A 21,781-nucleotide genomic window follows, 5' to 3' on the forward strand; every position below is an offset into this window, starting at 1 on the left:
CAATTGCAATCCAATCGGCTTTTGTAGATCCACTATCAACTATTAATTTCATTTTCTTTTAGTTTTTTGGATTCGTTTCTTCAATAATTAATTTAAAAGTGTGGTTTTTACATTAATTAAAGACGAAACAAAATAAGAAAATCCCGTTATTTTAAAATAACGGGATTTTCTAAAATTATAAAATATTATTTTAAACCTGCAATATGTACAGATAAATCAATTAATTTGCTAGAGTATCCATACTCATTATCATACCAGGATACTAGTTTGAAAAAAGTAGAATTTAAACCAATTCCAGCAGTAGCATCAATGATTGAAGTTCTTTTATCAGAAATAAAATCCTGAGAAACAACAGCATCTTCAGTGAATCCCATAATTCCTTTCATTGTAGTTTCAGAAGCTAATTTTAAAGCAGCCATGATTTCTTCGTATGAAGTTTCTTTAGCTACTTTTACAGTTAAATCAACTACAGAAACGTCAACAGTAGGAACACGGAAAGACATTCCTGTCAATTTTCCATTCAATTCAGGAATAACTTTCCCAACTGCTTTTGCAGCACCAGTAGACGAAGGAATAATGTTCACGCTTGCAGCACGTCCACCTCTCCAGTCTTTTCTAGAAGGCCCATCAGCTGTCATTTGTGTTGAAGTTGTTGCGTGAACTGTTGTCATTAAAGCTTCAACAATTCCAAAGTTATCATGAATAACTTTAGCTAAAGGAGCTAAACAGTTTGTGGTACAAGATGCGTTAGAAACAACTAAATCTGAAGCTTTTGCCGTTTCGTGGTTCACACCCATTACAAACATTGGAGCATCTGCAGAAGGAGCAGAAATAATTACTTTTTTAGCACCACCTTTAATGTGCTCATTTGCAGTTTCGATAGTTGTGAAGATACCTGTACATTCAGCAACTACATCAACATCAACTTCATTCCATTTTAAGTCAGCTGGATTTCTTTCTGCAGTGATACGGATATTTCTTCCATTTACATACAATTTTCCTTCTTTTACTTCAACAGTTCCATTGAAACGACCGTGAACTGAATCATATTTCAATAAATAAGCTAAATGATCTACATCTAATAAATCATTGATAGCAACTACTTCTACATTATCTCTGTTGAATGATTCTCTAAAAACGATTCTTCCAATTCTTCCAAATCCGTTTATTCCTAATTTTACTTTTGACATTTTACTCGATTTTGTTTTTGTTTTATTTAACTATTAAAAGTTTAATTTTCTCACTATAAACTTCGTTTCTTTTTATGTTGACATGATATCAGACACTCTTAATAACTCCCTGTCAATCTCAGACTTCCCTTTAATTGCCTGCTCTAGCGGAGTCAAAGTTACTTTGTCCTGCTGTAAGCCCACCATATAATTTGACTTGCCCTCAATTAAAGATTCTACTGCTTTTACACCTAAACGGCTGGCAAGGACACGATCAAAACAGGAAGGCGAACCTCCTCTCTGCATATGTCCCAAAACAGAAACCCTTACATCATATTCAGGTAAATTAGCTTCAACATAATCTTTTAATTCGAAAACGTTTTTACCAATTCTATCCCCTTCAGCAATAACTACTATACTCGAAGATTTCCCTGAAGCTTTACTTTTTTGAAGTGAATCTAAAAGTCTTTCCAAACCTAAATCTTCTTCAGGAATAAGAATTTCTTCTGCACCTGCACCAATACCTGCATTCAGCGCAATATGACCAGCATCCCTTCCCATTACCTCAACAAAAAACAATCGATTATGTGAACTTGCAGTATCCCTAATTTTGTCAATACAATCTACAACAGTATTTAAGGCAGTATCATATCCCAAGGTATGGCTCGTTCCGAAAATATCATTATCAATTGTTCCCGGAATCCCCATTACGGGAAAATCATATTCCGAATTAAAAATCAAGCCTCCGGTAAAGCTTCCATCGCCACCAATGACTACAAGAGCATCAACTCCATGTTTAACAAGATTGTCGTGTGCTCTTTTTCTGCCTTCAGGAGTTCTAAATTCAGTTGAACGGGCTGACTTTAAAATTGTACCGCCTTTATTTACAATATTATTGACACTCCTAGGTCCCATTTCTTTGAAATCACCTTCTATCATTCCCTGATAGCCTCTATAGATCCCTATACATTCTATATTATGATAAGCACATGTCCTGACAACCGAACGTATTGCGGCATTCATTCCCGGCGAATCTCCGCCTGAGGTTAGAACACCTACTTTTTTTATTGTTTTTGACATTATTTAAGTATTAAAGTGTAAAATTAGCAAACATTCACCACTTTTTAGGTGATGATTATAATAAATTAATTAAATATGTTAAATGCAAACGTTTTCGTTAATAAGTTTTTTGTATATAAAAATTTCATTAAAAATAATAAAACAGACTTTTTTTAATTAAATCCATAAAATTAACAATACACAAATGAAGTGTTAAAAAAAGTCAATAAACCAATAAATATTAGTTAAGCATAAATAATAGCTACAATATTCTTAACTTAATAGTCATCGTCAGGTATTAAACCCTGATTAGTAGTTTGTGGTTCTACTTCTTTTTTATCCTCTGATTTCTTTTTATTCTTTTCAGATTCTTTTTTATTATTTGAAAAATTAATATAATCAGGGTTTAAATTAGAATCCTGATAATCGTCAGAATTTTCAATGGTGCGTTCTAATTTATTATTTTTAAATATTTTGTTGACTAATTCAGTAAAAGTATCAAAATCGACTTCGTAAGAAATACCAACACCTTGGGTATAACCGATTCCCTGTCCTACATAACTAATATCATTTTCCTTATTGAATAAGCGCAGATTAGCACTTCCATCTTCATTTATTCTATATTGTACTTCAATATCACCAACAATTGCAGATTCATTGATTCCTCCTACGGGAACTCCAACTTTTCCATTGATAGATATTCTTTCATTTACCTGAGATGTAATATTAGCTACAAACTGACCATCGGCTTCCTGACCAATTCGTTTATCTGCTGAGATGAAATTTAAATCAATATTGAATTTATCACTATCAGACTTAATAATACCTCCCAGTAAACTTGCTGCTGTCTCAGCAAATGTACCGGACAAATCACTTTGATTAAAACCATCCGGACTCATAAATGATCCTGTTGACAATAAATACAAAGCCTGAGTCTGACGAACATCTTTATCATCAAGCTTATATTGTATCTCTGATTTTAAAACATTACTAACTGATGGAAATTGAATATCAAAATTAGGTTCCGGGCTTGTTAAATCACCTCTCAATCCAATAACAACTTCAACAGGGACTTTTTTATTAAAAGAAGAATTCTCTAATAGGACTGCAGGATTTGCAGAGGTTCTATAAACAGCTTCCAAGTTCAGCTGTGCTTTCATTGGGTTACCTTCCCAAATAATAGAACCCCCTTTTTTAACTGCGAATTTTTTATCAATCAATCCTCCGTATTTAAAATTGTATGTTCCTTCATAAGCCTGGAAATCTCCCCACATATTAAATTTACCTAATGTATTAATCTTAAACAATAGAGATCCATATCCTTTACCTTTCATGCCATGGCCTGAGTTTCTGTCTAAAATTACCTCAACCTCAGCATCAGGCGTAATATCAAAATCAAATTCCAGTTCAAGACCATTATAGTTTCTTGTTTTTTCAACAATACCATTTGCTAAATTGTATTTCTCTTTTGGAGTTACAAAATGTATAAAACTTTTTTCACCTACACTTTGCACATTATTTATAGGTATTTTAATTTCAGTGCCTTTTTCTGATTTTGCCTCCACTTTTATAAACAAACCTTCAGTAGGACCTGTGATGCTAGCTGTTCCGTTTATAAAAGCTGTTCCATAATAAGCGGCATCATCGCTGTCTTTGGTATCAAGTGCTAATAAGCGTTTTGAGGTGATATTTAAATCCAGTTTCCAATCCCCAAAGTTTTTATGTTGGATGCTGCCATTTAATAATCCTTTGGTATTAAATTTCGTATCCGTTAACTGGTTGTTTCTAAATAAAAACTTTTCATCTGTTAAATCTATAACGGTACGATCACTTAATTCGTAATCTGTATTGAGATAGGTGACTGTCATTCCTGCTTTTTCAACATAGAGCCTACCATTGATTTCTGGCTTTTTAAGATTACCAACAACAGCGGCATTGCCAGAAACGCTTCCTCTTACATTAGATAAAACCGTACCTCCAATAGTTCCTAAAGTAGCTAAATTAAAACCATCCAGTTTTAATTTCAGATCTAAAAACGTTTCTTTATTTTGAATTGCAAAACTACCTTCGGCATTAAAAGATTCACTGAATCCGTTTTCAATAGAAGAATTTATTGTGAACTTTTTAAAACTTTCATCTCCGGAAATATCAAATTTTAATGTTCCTAATTCTGTTTTATTTAGGTTAAGATGATCAATTTCAATAGATGCTGTGGGTTGAAAAATATCTTTATTTTGTTTATAATTTATAGTACCGTTTAAATTACCATTAACTACAAATTTTTTATTGAAAGGCGTAATTTTATTAATATCTACATCTTCAAAATTCAATACAATATCTTTATAGTCTGATCCTCTTATTACGCCGTTTAAATCAATTTTCTGATTTTCATGAGACAATATAATGTTATCTATTGTAAAGTTTTTGAAATCTTTATCAAAAACAACCTGATTATCTTTCTCTTCATCTTCATTTAAAAACCACAAATAGTCTTTAAATTTCATTTCAGATTTATGGATACCCACAATGTTATTTTTCTTCTTATCTATTGTGTGGTATAAATTCAAATTAAAATAATCCTCTCCCTGATTCCCTCCTTTGAACTCAGATCTGACAAACAAGGTATCTTTTGAAGTTACATTTATCAAGCTAAAATCACGCACTTTATAGTAAGGAGTTTTAATGCTGTCTAATTCTATAAATGCATTATACAATGGGTTTTTATTATCAATATTAATTCTGACATTATCAAAAGTGTTTTTTGAAGCCGTTATCTTCTGAGAATTGAATCGGAATTTAAATTCATTTTGATCCGAGTCAATTTTACCTCTGATAACAGTGCTTGAGTCGATTTTTATATCCGGATATAACATTTCTACAACTTTATCGTAAACATGAAAATTGAATCTTAAAAACTGTCCTTTTTTAACTTTATGCGGCTTGTAATTGGTATAAAGGCTTCCAACTGAATTCATCACCAGTTTATCTAATTGATTAAACTGGAATTTGCCCACTATTTTACCATTTATAATATCGGTAGAATTGACCGTTATAGTTCGCAGTCTGCCTTCGCCAAAACTTGAATTTACATTTAGCTCATCGAATACATAGGTATCTTTTTTATTTTGATATACTGCATCTTTTATGAATACATTTCCCTGCAGGTTTTCTATAGAATTTCCAGTAACAGATACAATCGCATCACCTCTGAAATATGAAATTGAATCATTTATAATTTTAAGCTTTGTTAAATCTGCATTTTCAACATTTAAATGAAAATCATATTTGTTTTCTCTGTTACTCAAATCAACCAGTCCGTCAAAAGTCAGGCTTAAATTAGGATCATTTACAGAAAGTTGCCCTTTATAATAGGGAAGTTTAAAATTACCGTTTACTACAATATTATTATACGTGTATTTGTTATAATCAAATTTAGCAATATCTCCCTTTATTACAGTATTTAGATATTTCTTTGAAAAACCAACACCATCAACATCTAAATTTAAGGTCGTTCGTCCTATATCCTTTCTGTCTAATAAAGCTCCAACATTAAAATCTTCTAAAACAACTTTACCGGTATAGGATGCTTTATCAATAAAATCAATATTATTCATATTTAAATTGACTTCTCCATTACCTAAATCAGTCGTCATTTTAAAATCTGCTTCTAAAGCTGTTGTTGAAACTTTTGTTTTACCGACTATAGTAAATCTCCCAACTCTTTTTAATTCTTTAGGCAGTTTTTTTCCAAAAACTTCTGGCAATAACGCCACCAGATTATCATAACTCGAAGTTAATCGGTCAAATTTTCCATCCATAGAAAATTTTTGATCTTTTTTTCCTAAAAGATTTCTGAAATTTATAGTCCCTATTATTCTGGTTCCATTAGTATCACTAAGCCTAAGTTTTCTTAAATAAAGATTATTCAGTGTACCATCGATTTTAGTTTTCACTTTAAAATGCAGGTTCTTTCCCAATCCTGAATAAAAGTATCTGATATCATTGGAAGCCAATGAAGCAGAATCTAATGCTACGTCAAATTTTACTTTATCTGTAAAACCCAAAAAATCATTAACCTTATAATTTAAGATTGCTTTTCCATAAAGATTGGATCTTTTGGTTTTAATTGCCAAATCTTCCAATTTGATTTGCTTTTTAGTGTAAGTGAATTTAGATGACAGATTAGACACATACAAACCTCTGTGGTCTAAAAATGAAAACCTGTGGATATTAGTATTTATATTGGAACCGTGAATTTTAAAATCACTGATGTAAGCATTAAAGTTTTTTAAATCCAAAAGAATTGGATTTGTTTTATTTTCTTCAATAACAGAAAAAGTTCCTTTGGAAATATAGGCGTTTTTGGCAGTTAGTAAAAATTGCCTTTTAGGTTTGGATGGCTTACCTGTTTCAAATAAACGAATAAACTTATTGATATTGTTTTCGTTTTCATTTTTATATGTTTTCAAATTAAATACCAATCCCGTAAGACGAATATCTCCAAAAATTAAATCCCCGTCCAGCAATCTCGTTACACTCAAGATATCAGTTGTAATAATATCAGAATAAACTAAGGTTTTTTTATGATGATCTAAAATCAAAACTTTCTTAAGCTTTACACCTCCAAAAATATTTATAGCAACACGATCAACACTAATATCTGTTTTAAAATCAGTATTTAATGTTTCCGTAATATATTTTGCAATTTTAGTCTGAACTATAGGTAAGGACAAAATGATAGCAAGCGCTAACAAAAGTAAAATTAGCCCAATAAGGGTACGAGATACTATTTTTTTTACTCTTTTGATAACTTATTCTATTTAGTATTTTTTATTAAATTTATTTTGCACAGGCAAAGAACAACAGTTTTGATAAAAATTCTTTAATTTTGACGCTTGGCACAATCAAATAAATTTAAATAATTTTGATTTGCCAAATATAATTCAAAATTCGTGCCTTTATATGCAAAATTCAGAGGTTTTTATTCTTGCTATCGAAAGTTCCTGTGATGATACAGCTGCAGCGGTTCTACATAACGATAAAGTACTCTCAAATGTTGTAGCCAATCAGTTAATTCACAACCAATACGGAGGTGTGGTTCCTGAATTGGCTTCACGAGCACACCAGCAAAATATAGTTCCTGTAATTGATGCCGCTTTACGCAAGGCAAATGTACAAAAAGAACAATTAACCGCTATTGCATTTACACAAGGTCCTGGATTAATGGGCTCTTTATTGGTTGGAAGTTCCTTTAGCAAGTCATTATCACTAGCTTTAAATATTCCGTTGATTGCTGTAAACCATATGCATGCACACATCTTAGCCCATTTTATAGAGGAAGAAGGTTATGATAAACCTGGATTTCCCTTTTTAGCTTTAACAATTAGCGGAGGCCATACTCAAATAGTAAAAGTAAACGGCTTTTTTGACATGGAAATTATTGGTGAAACTACTGATGATGCTGTTGGGGAAGCTTTTGATAAAAGTGCAAAAATATTAGGACTTCCTTATCCTGGAGGACCTTTGATCGATAAATATGCACAGTTAGGAAACCCTAAGGCTTTTCTATTTACTAAACCAAAAGTTCCGGGATTAAATTTTAGTTTCTCCGGGTTAAAAACAGCGATTTTATATTTTATTCAGAAGAAAAAATTAGAAAACCCAAATTTTATCGTAGAAAACCTGAATGATATTTGTGCTTCTATTCAATACACCATTATCGAAATTTTGATGGACAAACTAAAATTAGCGGTAAAAGAAACCGGAATTAAACAAATAGCCATTGGCGGAGGCGTTTCTGCCAATTCAGGGATCAGAACAAGATTGAAAGAAACAGAAAACAAATATGGGTGGAAAACTTTTATTCCAAAATTTGAATATACTACAGACAACGCTGCTATGATAGGAATTGTAGGATATCAGAAATATTTATCAAGTCGTTTTGAAACCTCAGCCGTAGTTTCGAAAGCGCGAATTCAATTTTAATTATGCAATTATTTTACAATCCGGATATTAATGAAACAACCAAAAGCTTTTCTTTTGACAAAGAAGAAAGCCGACATATCATAAAAGTGTTACGCAGGAAAGATTCGGATATCTTACATGTAACAAATGGTTTAGGGTTTTTATTTGAAACAGAAATAACTTTGGCTTCAGACAACAAATGCATAGTTCAGGTGCTTTCGATAAAAAAAACTCCTGAACCTAAATTTCATTTGCATCTTGCAGTTGCGCCAACTAAGATGAATGATCGTTTTGAATGGTTTCTGGAAAAAGCCACCGAAATTGGTATTCAGGAAATCACACCCATTTTTTGTGATCGTTCAGAACGAAAAGTGGTTAATTCAGAACGATTTGAAAAAATTATTTTATCAGCCATGAAACAATCAAACGAAACATACCTGCCAAAACTAAATGAAGCTGTTTCGTTTAAGGAATTCATCAAACAAAAAAATGAAGGACAGCAATTGATTGCACATTGTGAAGAAACTGATAAAAAATCATTGAAAGATATTCTAAAACCAAACGAAAACGTTACCATGCTGATTGGTCCTGAAGGAGATTTTTCTGAAAAGGAAATTGCATTAGCATTAGAAAATGATTATCAGCCTGTAACTTTAGGAAATACCCGTTTAAGAACTGAAACTGCTGCAATTGTAGCTTGTCATAGTGTTGTGTTTTTTAATGAAACCTAAATTAATTCATGCTTAAATGACTATGAAAAAACTATTTTTTTTATTGTTCTTGATTTCTATTTCTTCTTTCTCACAGGAAATTGCCTTACTAAAATATAGCGGAGGTGGCGATTGGTATGCTAATCCAACATCATTACCCAATTTAATTAAGTTCTGCAATACCAGTATCAACACAAGAATAAAAGCAAAACCATCAACAGTAGAGCCTGGAAACCCAGATTTGCTTTCTTATCCATTCGTGCATATGACAGGACATGGAAACGTAGTTTTTAGTGATGCAGATGTAAGCAATCTTCGAAATTATTTAACTGCAGGAGGTTTTCTTCATATCGATGATAACTACGGGATGGATCAATATATTCGAAAAGAAATAAAAAAGATTTTTCCCGATAATAATTTAGTTGAAATTCCTGCGAGTCATACTATTTTTCAAAAACCATATCCTTTTCCTGACGGTTTGCCCAAAATCCATGAACATGATGGAAAAAGACCTCAGGCGTTTGGAATTTTCATAGAAAACAAATTAGTATTACTTTATACTTTTGAATGTGATTTAGGCGATGGCTGGGAAGATGCGGAAGTTAATAATGATCCTCTTTCGGTAAGGGAAAAAGCGCTGAAAATGGGCGCAAACATCATTAATTATATTTTTACCTATTAATTTTTATAAGGTGCAGCTTACTCACGAAGAAAACCGGTTTGAGAGAAAAACATTTTCCATAACACTTGTTTGTGATCGTATTTATTTTCAGCAAAATATAGGATCCCTTTTTAGAATTTCTGAAGCATTTGGTATTGAAAACATTATTTTTTTAGGAAAAGACATTCCGCTAAGTCCTCGAAAAATAAATAAAACTTCCCGAAGTACACATCTTCATGTTGGTTATAGTATTATTGAAGAAACTGCTGATTTGATTGATTTTCTAATAAAAAACAACTTCGAAATTATTTCCTTAGAAATCACAAATGCAAGCAGACCTCTAAAAGAAGTAACACTCCCGGAGAATAAAAAAATAGCATTAATAGTTGGCAATGAAATTAATGGTGTTTCTGAACCTCTTTTAAAGATTTCAAATCAAATAATCCATATCAACATGTTCGGAAAAAATAGCAGTATGAATGTTTCTCAGGCAACAGCCATTTGTTTATACGAATTTACTTCAAAAAAAAATATTTAACATTTTGTAAGAACTAAGCTATATAAGGCTTGGTAACGATCTGTTAAACAATTTTTTATAAATATTTGGTAAATCAATAATTATGTTATAAAATTGTGTTAATTATTAACAAAACCAAGATTTTATAACAAAACCCCGAATTATTATGAAAAAGATTATCCTATGCTTAGTAGCATCAACACTGCTTTTTTCTTGTCAGAATGATCAGAATGAATCTGCAGATTTAGAAACGAGTGCAATCACCCGACGTGGTTGTGCATCACAAGAAGTTTTAGAGGCTAATATGAAAGCCGATCCTACACTGGCTATCAGAATGAATGAAATCGAAAATTTTACAAAAAACCGAATGCTTACAGGCAAATTGGTCAATGGTAAAGTACAGATTCCGGTTATTGTAAATGTTTTATACAAAACCGCTGCACAAAATATTTCAGATGCTCAGATACAATCTCAAATAGATGTGCTTAATAAAGATTTTAATGCTGCAAACTCTGATTTTAATAAAGTCCCGGCATTATTTTCAGGTGTCAAAGCAAATGTTGAAATAAGCTTTGTTTTAGAAAAAATCAATAGAAAATCTACAACAAAAACGTCATGGGGAACGCAAGATGCCATGAAAAAAACTAGCACAGGTGGCTTAGCACCTACATCGCCAACAACAAAACTTAATTTATGGTCTTGTAAAATTGGTGGTGGAATATTAGGCTATGCCCAGTTCCCTGGCGGACCATCCTCAACTGATGGAGTTGTAATCGATTCTCAATATTTTGGATTATCCGGATCAGCAAATGCTCCTTTTAATCTGGGAAGAACAGGAACTCATGAAGTGGGTCACTGGATGAATTTACGCCATATTTGGGGAGATGCAAATTGTGGAAGTGATTCAGTTGCAGATACACCAACACATAATGAAGAAAATTACGGAGTACCTGCTTATCCTCATTACAGTACATGTTCAGGTAAACCAGTAGAAATGACAATGAATTATATGGATTATACGGATGATAATGCAATGTATATGTTTACATTAGGCCAAAAAAGCAGAATGGCTGCCATATTTACTTCTGGCGGACCAAGAGCAGCTTTTGGAATTTAAAAAAACAAAAAACTTTTACTGTTAATAATTATCAAAAGCGAGATGTCCTTATATCTCGCTTTTTTTATTGCTCATACACTAAGCAGGTGTTTACATTTTTTCTATATTTATGGTCTAAAATTTATTCATGATAACATCTAAAATTATTTCAAACGGAATTTTAAGAGCATTAACAACAGTTTTAATTGTTTGCTCTGTCTTGTACTTTTTATACGAAATACAAACTGTTATCATTTATTTATGTATATCGCTAATGTTGTGTCTGATTGCAAACCCCCTTATTCAGTTTTTAAAAAACAAATTAAAATTTAGTAATTCACTAGCAGCTACTACCGCATTATTAGTTTTCATAATGTTATTAGTTGGTTTTATATTTTTATTTGTTCCTTTGATAATATCCCAGGCAAACAATTTATCATTGTTGGATACTAATAATCTGCAACAACAGTTTGCTTATCTTGAACGAGATTTCGAAAATTATTTTAACCTGCAGCATTTAGACTTTGGAGCATTATTAAAGAAGTCTGATTTTACATCAAAAATTGATTTTAGTTATTTTACGGGTTTCATAAACTCTATTTTAGGTGTGCTTGCGGGGTTTGGAATGGGATTGGTTTCTGTATTTTTTATTACTTTTTTTTTCATTAAAGACCAGGATACTTTTAAAGAAAAAGCAAAACAGATTCTCCCGGATTCAAATGAAGATAAGATAATCAACTCTATAACAAAAATAAATCACTTTTTAACCCGTTATTTTATTGGTTTAATGCTACAACTTACAGTCGTTTTTATACTTTATTTCATAGTTCTGATTATTTTTGGAAATAAAAATGCTTTTGTTATTGCTTTCTTATGTGCAATCTTAAACATTATACCTTATATAGGCCCAATCATCGGAACCGTATTAGCGGGAATTCTTACCATGATTAGTATGATTGGAAGTAATTTTCAAACAGAAATATTACCCAAAACTATTTATGTAATTATTGGATTTTTGATAGTTCAGGCTATAGACAACAATATCAGCCAGCCTATTATTTCATCAAAAAGTGTAAATTCGCATCCATTGGAAATATTTTTAGTAACTATAATAAGCGGAATAACTTTTGGAATTGGCGGAATGATAATAGCGATTCCGTTTTATACCATGATAAAAGTTATTTTAAAAGAATTTTTTCCAAACAATAGAATAGTTTCGGTATTAACAGAAAGGATTTAACTTTGAAAAATTCGATATTAAACAAAAAAATTCAGGAATTTATAATTAAAAATATTGGAGTATCTATTGCTAAACTGGCTCTTCAAAAAAATCCTTTTCCGGATTTAGAATGGATTACAATTTTAAATCAAATTGAAGCAAAAACAAAAGCAAAAGAAAAACTGCCAACCTGGTTCTCTACAGAAAATATAATTTTTCCATCAAAAATATCAATAGAACAGACTTCATCAGAGGTTACTGCAAACTACAAATCGAATTTAATATTCGGCGAAAGTATAATAGATTTAACCGGAGGCTTTGGTGTTGACGATTATTACTTTTCAAAGAAATTTAAATCAATTACACATTGTGAGATAAATTCCGAATTGTCCAACATAGTACAACATAATTTTGAACAATTACACGTTGAAAATTGCAATTTTCACACAGATGATTCTAGAAATGTTTTACAATCTTCAAATAAAAAGTGGGATTGGATTTATGTTGATCCTTCCCGCAGAAATGATGCAAAAGGTAAAGTCTTTATGCTAAAAGATTGTTTACCGAATGTTCCGGAATCTTTAGATTTTTATTTTGAAAAAGCCAATTCAATTTTAATCAAAACAGCGCCATTACTGGATATCTCTGCCGGTTTATCTGAATTGAAATTTGTCAAAAACATCCATATTATTGCATTGGAAGGTGAAGTAAAGGAATTACTTTTTGAAATAGAGAAGAATTTTTCAGGTTTCATAACAATTAAAACAGCTAATATTTTAAAAGAAAAAATTGAAAATTTTGAATTTATACGGAGTGAAGAAATTGAATTTCCAAGTTATCATTTACCCCAAAAATATCTTTATGAGCCTAATGCGGCTATCATGAAATCAGGAGGATTTGATAAAGTAAGCATCTATTTCAAAATAAACAAATTACATAAACATTCCCATTTATATACTTCTGAAAACTTAATAACTTTCCCAGGAAGGATTTTTGAAATCGAAAAAACCATTTCATACAGCAAAACTGACATGAAAAATGATCTCGAAAATAAGCAGGCAAATATAACAACAAGAAACTTTCCTGATACTGTAGAAAACATTCGAAAGAAATGGAAAATAAAAAATGGTGGAAATACATATTGTTTTTTTACTACTGATAAAAATGACAATAAAATAGTTTTAATTTGCAGAAAAATAATTTAAGATGAAACAAGTAATTACTCTGACAATTTTTCTGTTAACATTTAGTGCATTTGCACAAAAACCTTGTGAATACAGTACAAATATAAATGATTCTATTGGTTCCTATAAAGTGACCAATGAATATTTAGTAAGCGAAAAAAACTTTGGCGGAACCTCGAATTATGTTTTCTTTTCACTAGCACAAACTGATGGTCAGCCTTCGTTGAATGTTCAATTGATACAAAAAAGCAAGGGCTTTATAAAAGCGAACTGTTTTGATAAAAACTCAAAAATCTTTTTACAATTACAAAACGGGAAGATTGTTACATTGCTACAAATCAATCAGGAAAATTGCGGAACGCTTATTCGCGATGACAAAGGTTTTGATAATCGGGTAAATTCAGGAATTTTTATGTTTATGAAAGATAATTATGAAGAACTAAAAAAATCTCCTGTAACCATTATGCGAATCAAATACCTTACAGATACTGAAGACTATATTGTAAAAAGAGAACTTACATCAGAAATGGATGGCAAAGTATATCATCCAGATACCTACTTTATGGAAAACATAAGATGTGTAGAAAATTAGTTGCAATCCCATTTTTGATTAGAAACTTTATCTTTCAAACCTTTTTTTAAGTTATAATGCCACCATTCAGAATCAAATGAATTGAAACCGTTTTTAATCATTATTTTTTTTAACAATTTACGATTCGACTTTATTTTTTTTGAAAGTATGCTGTAATCATGGCTGGCCTGAATTCCAAAAAAATCAAAAGGTGTTCCCATGTCCAATTCTTTACCATTAGCATCCACCAGAGAAATATCAACGGCTCCTCCCCTATTGTGGATGGAGCCTTTTTTAGGATCAGCAACATATTTTGGATTCGAAACAATTTCCCACATTTTATTTTGAATAGACAGTGGTCTGTAACAATCAAAAAGCTTTATTTTGTACCCCTCTTTTATAAAATCATTATTAGCCCTTACTAACGCCTGTACTGTTTTTAAACGTAATAGGCATTCGGGACAATCGTAAACTTTTGCTTTCAAAAAATTATCTTCTGTAGCATATTTCATATCATATATGAAGTCCTGACTGTATTCTTTTAAATTCACGAAAGTAGTATCAGCTATCATTGGTTCGGCTTTATTTTGGGCAGTTAGAACAATGACATTAAAAAAGGCAAGCATTAAAAAAACATATTTACAAATTGTCAACATAAAATGAATTGGTTTAATGAAACTATCAAAGTAAATATAGGATAAAAAGAGAACAAATTAACGATTCAGAGTAGTTTTATAGAATCAAAAAAACATAAACAAAAAAAGCCTTGAATTTCTTCAAGGCTTTAAATTTCTGGGTGGATGACCGGGTTCGAACCGGCGACCCTCGGTACCACAAACCGATGCTCTAACCAGCTGAGCTACAACCACCATTTGCTTAGCGGTGGCAAATATACAACTAATGTTTACTTCTGCAAACAAAAATTTAAAAAAATTACATCAAATTTTCTAAGCTATTGACTGCCAAACATCTTTCTACGGTAAAACCTTCAGCAAAATCTACGCCAACCAATCTTCCTAAGTCCTGTGCACGATAGTTTAAACTTTCCAGGAAATTTTTACTTGTAATTGGTGTTACAGGCTCATTTGAATCCGGATCATAAAACTGTGTTTTATAGGCCAAAATTGCTGCAATTTTTTGCTCTTCAAAACCTGTAATATCAACTACAAAATCAGGGTTCAGATTTTTCCACTGAATATAATGATAGACCACCTTAGGCCTCCAGGCTTCTTGTTTGAGACCGTCAATTAATGTTTCCATTTTTACTAACCCGGATAAAAAGGAGGAATCAGAAACCAGTTTGCTCCCTTTTCCGTGATCTATATGACGATCATCAATTGCATTGCATAAAACAATTTCAGGTTTGTATTTGCGGATCATTTTAATAACCTCAAGCTGATGCTTTTCATCATTTACAAAAAAACCGTCACGCATTGCCAGATTTTCACGAACAGAAACCCCTAAAATTTTTGCAGCAGTTTTTGCTTCTTCGTCCCTTGTTTCAGCAGTACCGCGTGTGCCTAATTCACCTCGTGTTAAATCAACAATCCCAACTTTTTTACCAAGAGAAACTTCCTTCAAAATAGTTCCTGCGCAGCCTAATTCTACATCGTCCGGGTGTGCACCAAAAGCTAATATATCTAATTTCATAATTTAAAAATTCAATGTCAAAAATTAAATTCAATTACTCTTTACTCTTTACTCTTTAATCTTTACTCTTTACTCTTTACTCTATTTATTCAAAACCCTTTTCATTGTCATCGATTTATTCACGCTTTCTTCCCATTCTTTTTCCGGGATACTTTCTTTTGTGATTCCACAACCTACATATAAACTGGCAATGTTGTCCTGAATTCGCATACTGCGCAAATTTACATATAAATCAGAGCTAACGGCATTGTAGGCAAAACTGCTGTTCAGTTCTCCTAAAAAACCAGTGTAAAAAGTTCGTTCGTAATTTTCGTTTTCAATGATAAATGCTTTTGCTTTCTTCTTTGGCAGACCGCACACTGCCGGTGTTGGGTGCAGGGTATCAATAACTTCTTCTAAATTTGAATCTTCATTTAAAACTCCTGATATGTCCGTTTTAATATGCCAGATAGATCCGGCTTTGATACTATACGGTTCAGAAACTACAACTGACGTTGCTACTTCCTTGAGTCTTTTTACAATAAAATCAGTTACATACTGCTGTTCCTCTTTTTCTTTTGGCTGCCAGGAAATCTCAGCTTCTAAATTGGCTTTTTGTGTTCCGGCCAATGCAGCTGTCTCAAAACCATTTTTTTTCGATTTTAGCAATTGTTCAGGCGATGCTCCCATCCAAAGGCCAATTTCAGGATGAAAAAAACAGTAAGAAAAAGTGGTGGGATATAAATGAATCAAGCGTTGAAAAGTCGTGACATAATCGAAGCCGTTTAAATCTACTTTTTCTGCTCTGGACAGAACTACTTTTTTGAATTCATCATTTTTAATAGCTTCAATACCTTTAGAAACCAAATCTTCATATTGAACTTTAGCTTCTGTATCAAAAGGGAGCTCATCAATTTCAATTGGGTTAAAATCAACATTAGTTTGTTCTGCACTAATAATTTTGGATTGCTTTTCCGGAATTAAAATTAATTGTGTTTCATCAAAGGAAGCAAAAACAAATCCTTTTTCGCTGTAATCTGAAACTTTATACAACGTTTCATTTTGCTGTAAAAATGCAAAAATACTCGATGAATTAGGTTTAGAATAAATTACAAAAGGTAAATTTTGCTCTTGGTGTTTTCTTATTGTTGAAAAAAAATCGTTCATATCTTATTGGGGTTTCTTTTTGTCTAAAACCATATTAGTGAGTTTGCAGAGCGAAATCAGGTTTCCGGCTTCATCGGTAATTTTAATTTCCCAGAGATGAACGCTCCTTCCTTTATGAATAATTCTTGCCGTACCAAAAACTACTCCTTCGCGAATACTTTTTAAATGATTTGCTGAAATTTCTATTCCCCTGACTTCTTGTTCTTTTGGATTAATAAAGAAATGTGATGCAGCACTGCCAACACTTTCTGCTAAAGCGACTGATGCTCCTCCATGCAGCAAACCCATTGGCTGGTGAACACTAGGGTTTACAGGCATTTTGGCAACTAAAAAATCTTCTCCTGCATCAATATATTCTATTTTTAAAGTTTCCATCAAAGTGTTTTTTGAAAACTCATTGCAATAATCTATAATTTGTTCTTTGTTATAACTCATTGAAAATGGAATTTTAGATCGTAAAATTAAAGAAAAGATAAGATAGAAATTCGAAAATACAATTCTAATATTTAAAAATCATATTATATCAAATTAGTTTTTTGCTATTTTTACAAAAAAACAATTCAATGCGTCATTATTTTACACTATTCATCTTCGGTTTAATTATAGTTGTTAGTTCTTGTCGAACTGATTTTGATACCGTTGCAAGTTCCGGAGATTTAAAGTTTTCAAAAGATACGATTTATTTGGATACTGTTTTTAAAAATATCGGCTCAAGCACCTATCAGTTAAAGGTTTATAACAAAAGTAAAAATGATATTTCAATCCCGGCAATTCAGCTTAAAAATGGATTAAATTCAAAATACAGAATGACAATTGATGGTATGAGTGGAAATAATGGAAAAATCTTTGACAATGTAACACTTTTAGCTAGGGACAGTCTGTATATTTTCATCGAAACCACCGCTGATATTGTTGATGCCGATCCAGCCGATTTTTTATATATAGATGAAATTCAGTTTGATAGCGGAGAAAATCTTCAGAAAGTGGCATTGGTTACGCTGATTCAGGATGCGGTTTTTTTATATCCAAAACAAAATCCCGACGGGACAAAAGAAAAAATACAAATTGACGGCAAAGCTGTTGACGGTTTTTATCTGGATGAGAATGATCCTGCAAACGGAAATGAATTGATTTTTAACAATCAAAAACCGTATGTTATTTATGGATACGCAGCTGTTGCCGAAAATAAAACCGTTAGTTTTGAAGCTGGTGCAAGAGTCCATTTTCATACCAATTCAGGTCTTTTTGTAGATAAAAATGCTTCCCTTCAAATTAATGGAAATAGTTCTGCAACTGAAAAATCAGAAAATGAAGTTATTTTTGAAGGTGATCGTTTAGAACCTGATTTTTCTGATGTTCCCGGACAATGGAACTCGGTTATATTATCTGAAGGAAGCACAAACCACTCCATAAATCACCTTACCCTAAAGAATGCAACCATTGGCTTGGATATAAGAAATAAGGATGTTACCGCTTTTGAGATTAAAAATACACAGATTTACGATTGTGTAGAATATGGTATTCTGGCAAAAAATGCTAATATCAATGGAGAAAATATTGTGATCAATTATGCTGGTTTAGTGAGTTTATCCTGTGTTTATGGAGGAAATTATAAATTTACCCATTGTACTTTTAATAATAACTGGCAAGGCCCACAATTTGCTGTTAGTCTAAGTAATAGTTTAGCCGGAGCAACTCCTGAAAGCAATCCGCTGATTCAGGCTACCTTTAACAACTGTATTATTTATGGCTCAAATACTAATGAATTCAATTTAGATAAAAATACAAATGCTGCTTTTGTTTATCAAATGAATAATTGTTTACTGAAATTTAGCAGTTCTACAACTAATCCTTTATACCAGTTCAAAACTGATACAGAACATTACAGTCAGATTATTTTAAATGAAAATCCAAAATTTTACAATATATCTCAAAATAAATTCAATATCGATAATACTTCTGCCGCATTCGCGAAAGGGAATCAGATTTTTATACTTCCATTGGACATTATTGGAAATACGAGAACTTCACCGCCGGATTTAGGGGCTTATCAGAGTAAAGATTTTCCTAAGTAAGCTTTTAAAACAGAATAAGGATTTTAAAAAATATAACAAAAAACACTTTTATTAAATATTTCATAACATATTCGTAGATTTGATGAACTAATTTTGGATCCATTTATTAATGCCGATTTAATTATATCAAAAAAACTATTTATGTTTATGAAAAAAATTTACATTCTCTTATTTACGATTTACGCCGCATTCTGCTCTGCGCAGGCACCTGCCAATTACTACTCAACAGCGACAGCGACAGGTTATACCCTAAAAACACAATTATACAATATCATTAAAGGCCATACTGATAACGGATACGCCGGGTTATATGTGACGTATGCAACTTCTGATATTGACAACTTTTACGAAAATGATGGTTCAGTATTAGACATGTATTCTGAAAATCCTACAGCAACAGATCCTTACAATTATAGTATAGCAACTACGCAAAGGTGTGGTAATTATACCAATGAAGGAGACTGCTATAACAGAGAACACATTATTCCACAATCTGTATTTGACGAAAAAGCGCCAATGGTTTCTGATGCACATTTTATAACGCCAACAGATGGAAAAGTAAACGGAATTCGATCAAATTACCCACACTCAGTAGTTGTTACACCTACTTCAACAAGCCAGAATGGCAGCAAACTCGGTCAAAGTACAACAGCAGGTTATAATGGGCCAGTTTTTGAACCAATTGATGAATTTAAAGGAGATATTGCCCGAATGTATTTTTACTTTGCAACCCGATACGAAAATACAGTTGCTGGTTATTCTTATGAAATGTTTAATGGAACTTCAAACAAAGTTTTTACACCTGCATTTTTAAGCCAGCTTATTGCGTGGCACAATCAGGATCCGGTAAGTCCAAGAGAAATAGCCCGAAATAATGCTATATATGCACGACAAAATAATCGCAATCCTTACATCGATCATCCAGAATATGTAGCATCAGTTTGGACAACTGATGCAGATGATACAACTGCACCAACAGCTCCTTTGGATTTGGCCATATCCTCAACTACATCCAATACTTCTACATTAACATGGTCTGCTGCCACCGATAATGTTGCAGTTACGAGTTATGCTGTTTATGTAAACAATACTTTCAAACAAAATGAAACTGGACTTACTGCAACAGTAACAGGATTAACACCTTCTACAACATATAGTTTTTATGTAATTGCCAAAGATGCTTCAAACAATATATCAATTCCAAGTACAACAGTAAGTGGTACAACAACTGCTTCAGCAGGAGGCGGAAATACAGGTTCAGAAATTTTCTTTTCGGAATATATTGAAGGTAGTGGAAACAATAAAATATTAGAAATATCAAATTTTACTGGTTCAACCATAATTTTATCTGAATACTCTATAAAAAAACAAACCAATGGAAGCGGAACCTGGAGTGCGGGTTTATCATTAACAGGAAGTATTAATACCGGAGCATCTTATGTCGTAGCCTACAATCTTGCATTAACAACTTGTTATAATCCTGCAAGTGCAAATTTATCCACTGGTGCTGTTGATATACAATACAATGGAAACGACCCGATAGGTTTGTTTAAAAATAATGTTTTAATTGATATTATCGGAACTTTTGACGGAGGAACTCCCAATTTTGCAATTGATGAAACATTAAGAAGAAAGCCAAGTATAGCTGGCCCCAATACTACTTTTAATAAAAGTGGTGAGTGGGATGTTTATCCAAAAGATACTTGTAGCGGACTTGGAAGTCATACAGTAACAACACTATCTAATAAAGAATTTAATTCAGCTGATTTTTCTATTTTTCCAAATCCTGCTACCAATCAGTTCACTATAAATTTTAAAGATAGAGGAGATGAATCTTTTTCAATTGCTATTCATTCTATATTAGGACAGAAAGTTTTCGAAAAACAAAACATTACTAATAAGACAGTTGGCATTCAAAATTTATCAAAAGGCACCTATGTTGTTACAATAACAAAAGATTCAAAAACACTGACCAGAAAATTATTAATCAATTAATAAAAAATCCGGCAGGAAATATAAAAAGCGACAAAATTGTCGCTTTTTTTTTTGATTTGAATTGACTAAATTTGCACCTCAATACAACAAACTACACATCAAAATGATCCATTTCTTTGAAAACCAAAGCAAAACTGTTTTCGCGGTACAAACGGAAAACGAAATTTCGGCTCAAGACATTTCAAAACTAAACTGGCTTTTTGCCAACTCCAATAAGATCGAAAAATCCGCACTGTCGGATTTTTTTGTTGGTCCGCGCGCCACTATGATCACACCCTGGAGTACAAATGCTGTAGAAATTACTCAAAATATGGGTATTCCGGGTATTATCAGAATTGAAGAATTTCATCCGGCAACGGAAGATTTTACTGATTTTGATCCGATGCTTTCACAAAAATTCAATCAATTAGATCAGGAGATTTTTACTATCAATGTTCAGCCGGAACCTATTCTGGAAATCGATGATATTGCCACTTATAATAAAGTAGAAGGTTTGGCTTTAAGCCAGGAAGAAGTAGATTATTTAGACAATCTTGCTGTAAAACTAGGAAGAAAACTAACTGATTCTGAGATTTTTGCTTTCTCTCAGGCGAATTCAGAACACTGCCGCCACAAAATCTTCAACGGAACTTTTGTAATTGATGGTGAAGAAAAAGAAACTTCTCTTTTTAAATTAATCAAGAAAACATCACAGGAAAATCCTAACGATATCGTATCTGCTTACAAAGACAATGTTGCTTTTGTAAAAGGACCAAAAGTGCAGCA

17 protein-coding genes, 1 tRNA gene and 1 pseudogene are annotated in these 21,781 nt (G+C 32.2%); 11 read left to right on the forward strand and 8 right to left on the reverse strand.

Annotated elements, in window-relative coordinates:
* Positions 1 to 185: 185 nt before the first annotated feature.
* From gap to ABI657_RS15330, 3 genes are all read right to left on the reverse strand, one after another.
* Positions 186 to 1,190, reverse strand: coding sequence for a type I glyceraldehyde-3-phosphate dehydrogenase (gene gap / locus ABI657_RS15320; protein ID WP_348098146.1), 1,005 nt, complete (start codon positions 1,188 to 1,190; stop codon positions 186 to 188).
* Positions 1,191 to 1,262: 72 nt separating this feature from the next.
* Positions 1,263 to 2,249, reverse strand: a complete 987-nt coding sequence (pfkA, locus tag ABI657_RS15325; protein ID WP_348098147.1) for a 6-phosphofructokinase — start codon at positions 2,247 to 2,249, stop codon at positions 1,263 to 1,265.
* Between the two features lie 257 nt (positions 2,250 to 2,506).
* On the reverse strand, positions 2,507 to 6,961 hold the full coding sequence (locus ABI657_RS15330; protein ID WP_348098148.1) for a translocation/assembly module TamB domain-containing protein: 4,455 nt from the start codon (positions 6,959 to 6,961) through the stop codon (positions 2,507 to 2,509).
* Between the two features lie 229 nt (positions 6,962 to 7,190).
* On the opposite strand from ABI657_RS15330, the gene tsaD reads away from it, so the two are divergent.
* The 8 genes from tsaD to ABI657_RS15370 all read left to right on the forward strand — a co-directional run bounded on the left by tsaD (position 7,191) and on the right by ABI657_RS15370 (position 14,171).
* Positions 7,191 to 8,213, forward strand: coding sequence for a tRNA (adenosine(37)-N6)-threonylcarbamoyltransferase complex transferase subunit TsaD (tsaD, locus tag ABI657_RS15335; protein WP_348098149.1), 1,023 nt, complete (start codon positions 7,191 to 7,193; stop codon positions 8,211 to 8,213).
* Positions 8,214 to 8,215: 2 nt separating this feature from the next.
* A complete protein-coding gene (locus tag ABI657_RS15340) occupies positions 8,216 to 8,923 on the forward strand; it encodes a 16S rRNA (uracil(1498)-N(3))-methyltransferase (RefSeq protein ID WP_348098150.1) in 708 nt (235 codons plus the stop codon).
* Positions 8,924 to 8,945: 22 nt separating this feature from the next.
* A complete protein-coding gene (locus ABI657_RS15345) occupies positions 8,946 to 9,584 on the forward strand; it encodes a DUF4159 domain-containing protein (protein ID WP_348098151.1) in 639 nt (212 codons plus the stop codon).
* Between the two features lie 10 nt (positions 9,585 to 9,594).
* The gene (locus tag ABI657_RS15350) at positions 9,595 to 10,101 is read left to right on the forward strand and encodes a TrmH family RNA methyltransferase (RefSeq protein ID WP_348098152.1); all 507 of its coding nucleotides are present in this window, start codon (positions 9,595 to 9,597) and stop codon (positions 10,099 to 10,101) included.
* A 145-nt stretch (positions 10,102 to 10,246) separates the two neighbouring features.
* On the forward strand, positions 10,247 to 11,197 hold the full coding sequence (locus tag ABI657_RS15355) for a zinc metalloprotease (RefSeq protein ID WP_348098153.1): 951 nt from the start codon (positions 10,247 to 10,249) through the stop codon (positions 11,195 to 11,197).
* Between the two features lie 127 nt (positions 11,198 to 11,324).
* A complete protein-coding gene (locus ABI657_RS15360) occupies positions 11,325 to 12,416 on the forward strand; it encodes an AI-2E family transporter (RefSeq protein ID WP_348098154.1) in 1,092 nt (363 codons plus the stop codon).
* 2 nt (positions 12,417 to 12,418) lie between these two features.
* Complete coding sequence (locus ABI657_RS15365) at positions 12,419 to 13,600, forward strand: class I SAM-dependent methyltransferase (RefSeq protein WP_348098155.1); 1,182 nt, start codon at positions 12,419 to 12,421, stop codon at positions 13,598 to 13,600.
* Between the two features lies 1 nt (position 13,601).
* Positions 13,602 to 14,171 (forward strand): hypothetical protein, encoded by a 570-nt coding sequence (locus ABI657_RS15370; RefSeq protein ID WP_348098156.1) that lies wholly within the window; start codon positions 13,602 to 13,604, stop codon positions 14,169 to 14,171.
* On the opposite strand, the gene ABI657_RS15375 is transcribed toward ABI657_RS15370, so the two are convergent.
* From ABI657_RS15375 to ABI657_RS15395, 5 genes are all read right to left on the reverse strand, one after another.
* The gene (locus ABI657_RS15375; protein ID WP_348098157.1) at positions 14,168 to 14,776 is read right to left on the reverse strand and encodes a M15 family metallopeptidase; all 609 of its coding nucleotides are present in this window, start codon (positions 14,774 to 14,776) and stop codon (positions 14,168 to 14,170) included. The two genes, ABI657_RS15370 and ABI657_RS15375, sit on opposite strands and share 4 nt — an antisense overlap.
* Before the next feature lie 169 nt (positions 14,777 to 14,945).
* Positions 14,946 to 15,019: transfer RNA gene (locus ABI657_RS15380), tRNA-His, on the reverse strand.
* Positions 15,020 to 15,083: 64 nt separating this feature from the next.
* The gene (bshB1, locus tag ABI657_RS15385; protein ID WP_348098158.1) at positions 15,084 to 15,800 is read right to left on the reverse strand and encodes a bacillithiol biosynthesis deacetylase BshB1; all 717 of its coding nucleotides are present in this window, start codon (positions 15,798 to 15,800) and stop codon (positions 15,084 to 15,086) included.
* Positions 15,801 to 15,881: 81 nt separating this feature from the next.
* A complete protein-coding gene (locus tag ABI657_RS15390) occupies positions 15,882 to 16,946 on the reverse strand; it encodes a chorismate-binding protein (RefSeq protein ID WP_348098159.1) in 1,065 nt (354 codons plus the stop codon).
* 3 nt (positions 16,947 to 16,949) lie between these two features.
* A complete protein-coding gene (locus tag ABI657_RS15395) occupies positions 16,950 to 17,381 on the reverse strand; it encodes a PaaI family thioesterase (RefSeq protein ID WP_348098160.1) in 432 nt (143 codons plus the stop codon).
* A 128-nt stretch (positions 17,382 to 17,509) separates the two neighbouring features.
* Between ABI657_RS15395 and ABI657_RS15400 the strand changes: the two genes are divergently transcribed.
* From ABI657_RS15400 to ABI657_RS15410, 3 genes and pseudogenes are all read left to right on the forward strand, one after another.
* Positions 17,510 to 19,021 (forward strand): hypothetical protein, encoded by a 1,512-nt coding sequence (locus ABI657_RS15400; protein WP_348098161.1) that lies wholly within the window; start codon positions 17,510 to 17,512, stop codon positions 19,019 to 19,021.
* A 147-nt stretch (positions 19,022 to 19,168) separates the two neighbouring features.
* Positions 19,169 to 21,016: an endonuclease gene (locus tag ABI657_RS15405; RefSeq protein WP_348098162.1), complete on the forward strand. Its 1,848-nt coding sequence runs from the start codon at positions 19,169 to 19,171 to the stop codon at positions 21,014 to 21,016.
* A 103-nt stretch (positions 21,017 to 21,119) separates the two neighbouring features.
* Positions 21,120 to 21,781 (forward strand): annotated as a pseudogene (locus ABI657_RS15410) (phosphoribosylformylglycinamidine synthase); the annotation flags it as partial.

Origin of the sequence: Flavobacterium sp., from assembly GCF_039930565.1 — a bacterium.
Taxonomy (GTDB): domain Bacteria; phylum Bacteroidota; class Bacteroidia; order Flavobacteriales; family Flavobacteriaceae; genus Flavobacterium.

Excerpts from the sequence above, each read along its gene's own strand:
- gap (WP_348098146.1), bottom strand. The coding sequence starts at position 1,190 with ATGTCAAAAGTAAAATTAGGAATAAACGGATTTGGAAGAATTGGAAGA.
- pfkA (WP_348098147.1), bottom strand. The coding sequence starts at position 2,249 with ATGTCAAAAACAATAAAAAAAGTAGGTGTTCTAACCTCAGGCGGAGAT.
- tsaD (WP_348098149.1), top strand. The coding sequence starts at position 7,191 with ATGCAAAATTCAGAGGTTTTTATTCTTGCTATCGAAAGTTCCTGTGAT.
- ABI657_RS15340 (WP_348098150.1), top strand. The coding sequence starts at position 8,216 with ATGCAATTATTTTACAATCCGGATATTAATGAAACAACCAAAAGCTTT.
- ABI657_RS15345 (WP_348098151.1), top strand. The coding sequence starts at position 8,946 with ATGAAAAAACTATTTTTTTTATTGTTCTTGATTTCTATTTCTTCTTTC.
- ABI657_RS15355 (WP_348098153.1), top strand. The coding sequence starts at position 10,247 with ATGAAAAAGATTATCCTATGCTTAGTAGCATCAACACTGCTTTTTTCT.
- ABI657_RS15360 (WP_348098154.1), top strand. The coding sequence starts at position 11,325 with ATGATAACATCTAAAATTATTTCAAACGGAATTTTAAGAGCATTAACA.
- ABI657_RS15370 (WP_348098156.1), top strand. The coding sequence starts at position 13,602 with ATGAAACAAGTAATTACTCTGACAATTTTTCTGTTAACATTTAGTGCA.
- ABI657_RS15375 (WP_348098157.1), bottom strand. The coding sequence starts at position 14,776 with ATGCTTGCCTTTTTTAATGTCATTGTTCTAACTGCCCAAAATAAAGCC.
- bshB1 (WP_348098158.1), bottom strand. The coding sequence starts at position 15,800 with ATGAAATTAGATATATTAGCTTTTGGTGCACACCCGGACGATGTAGAA.
- ABI657_RS15390 (WP_348098159.1), bottom strand. The coding sequence starts at position 16,946 with ATGAACGATTTTTTTTCAACAATAAGAAAACACCAAGAGCAAAATTTA.
- ABI657_RS15395 (WP_348098160.1), bottom strand. The coding sequence starts at position 17,381 with ATGAGTTATAACAAAGAACAAATTATAGATTATTGCAATGAGTTTTCA.
- ABI657_RS15400 (WP_348098161.1), top strand. The coding sequence starts at position 17,510 with ATGCGTCATTATTTTACACTATTCATCTTCGGTTTAATTATAGTTGTT.
- ABI657_RS15405 (WP_348098162.1), top strand. The coding sequence starts at position 19,169 with ATGAAAAAAATTTACATTCTCTTATTTACGATTTACGCCGCATTCTGC.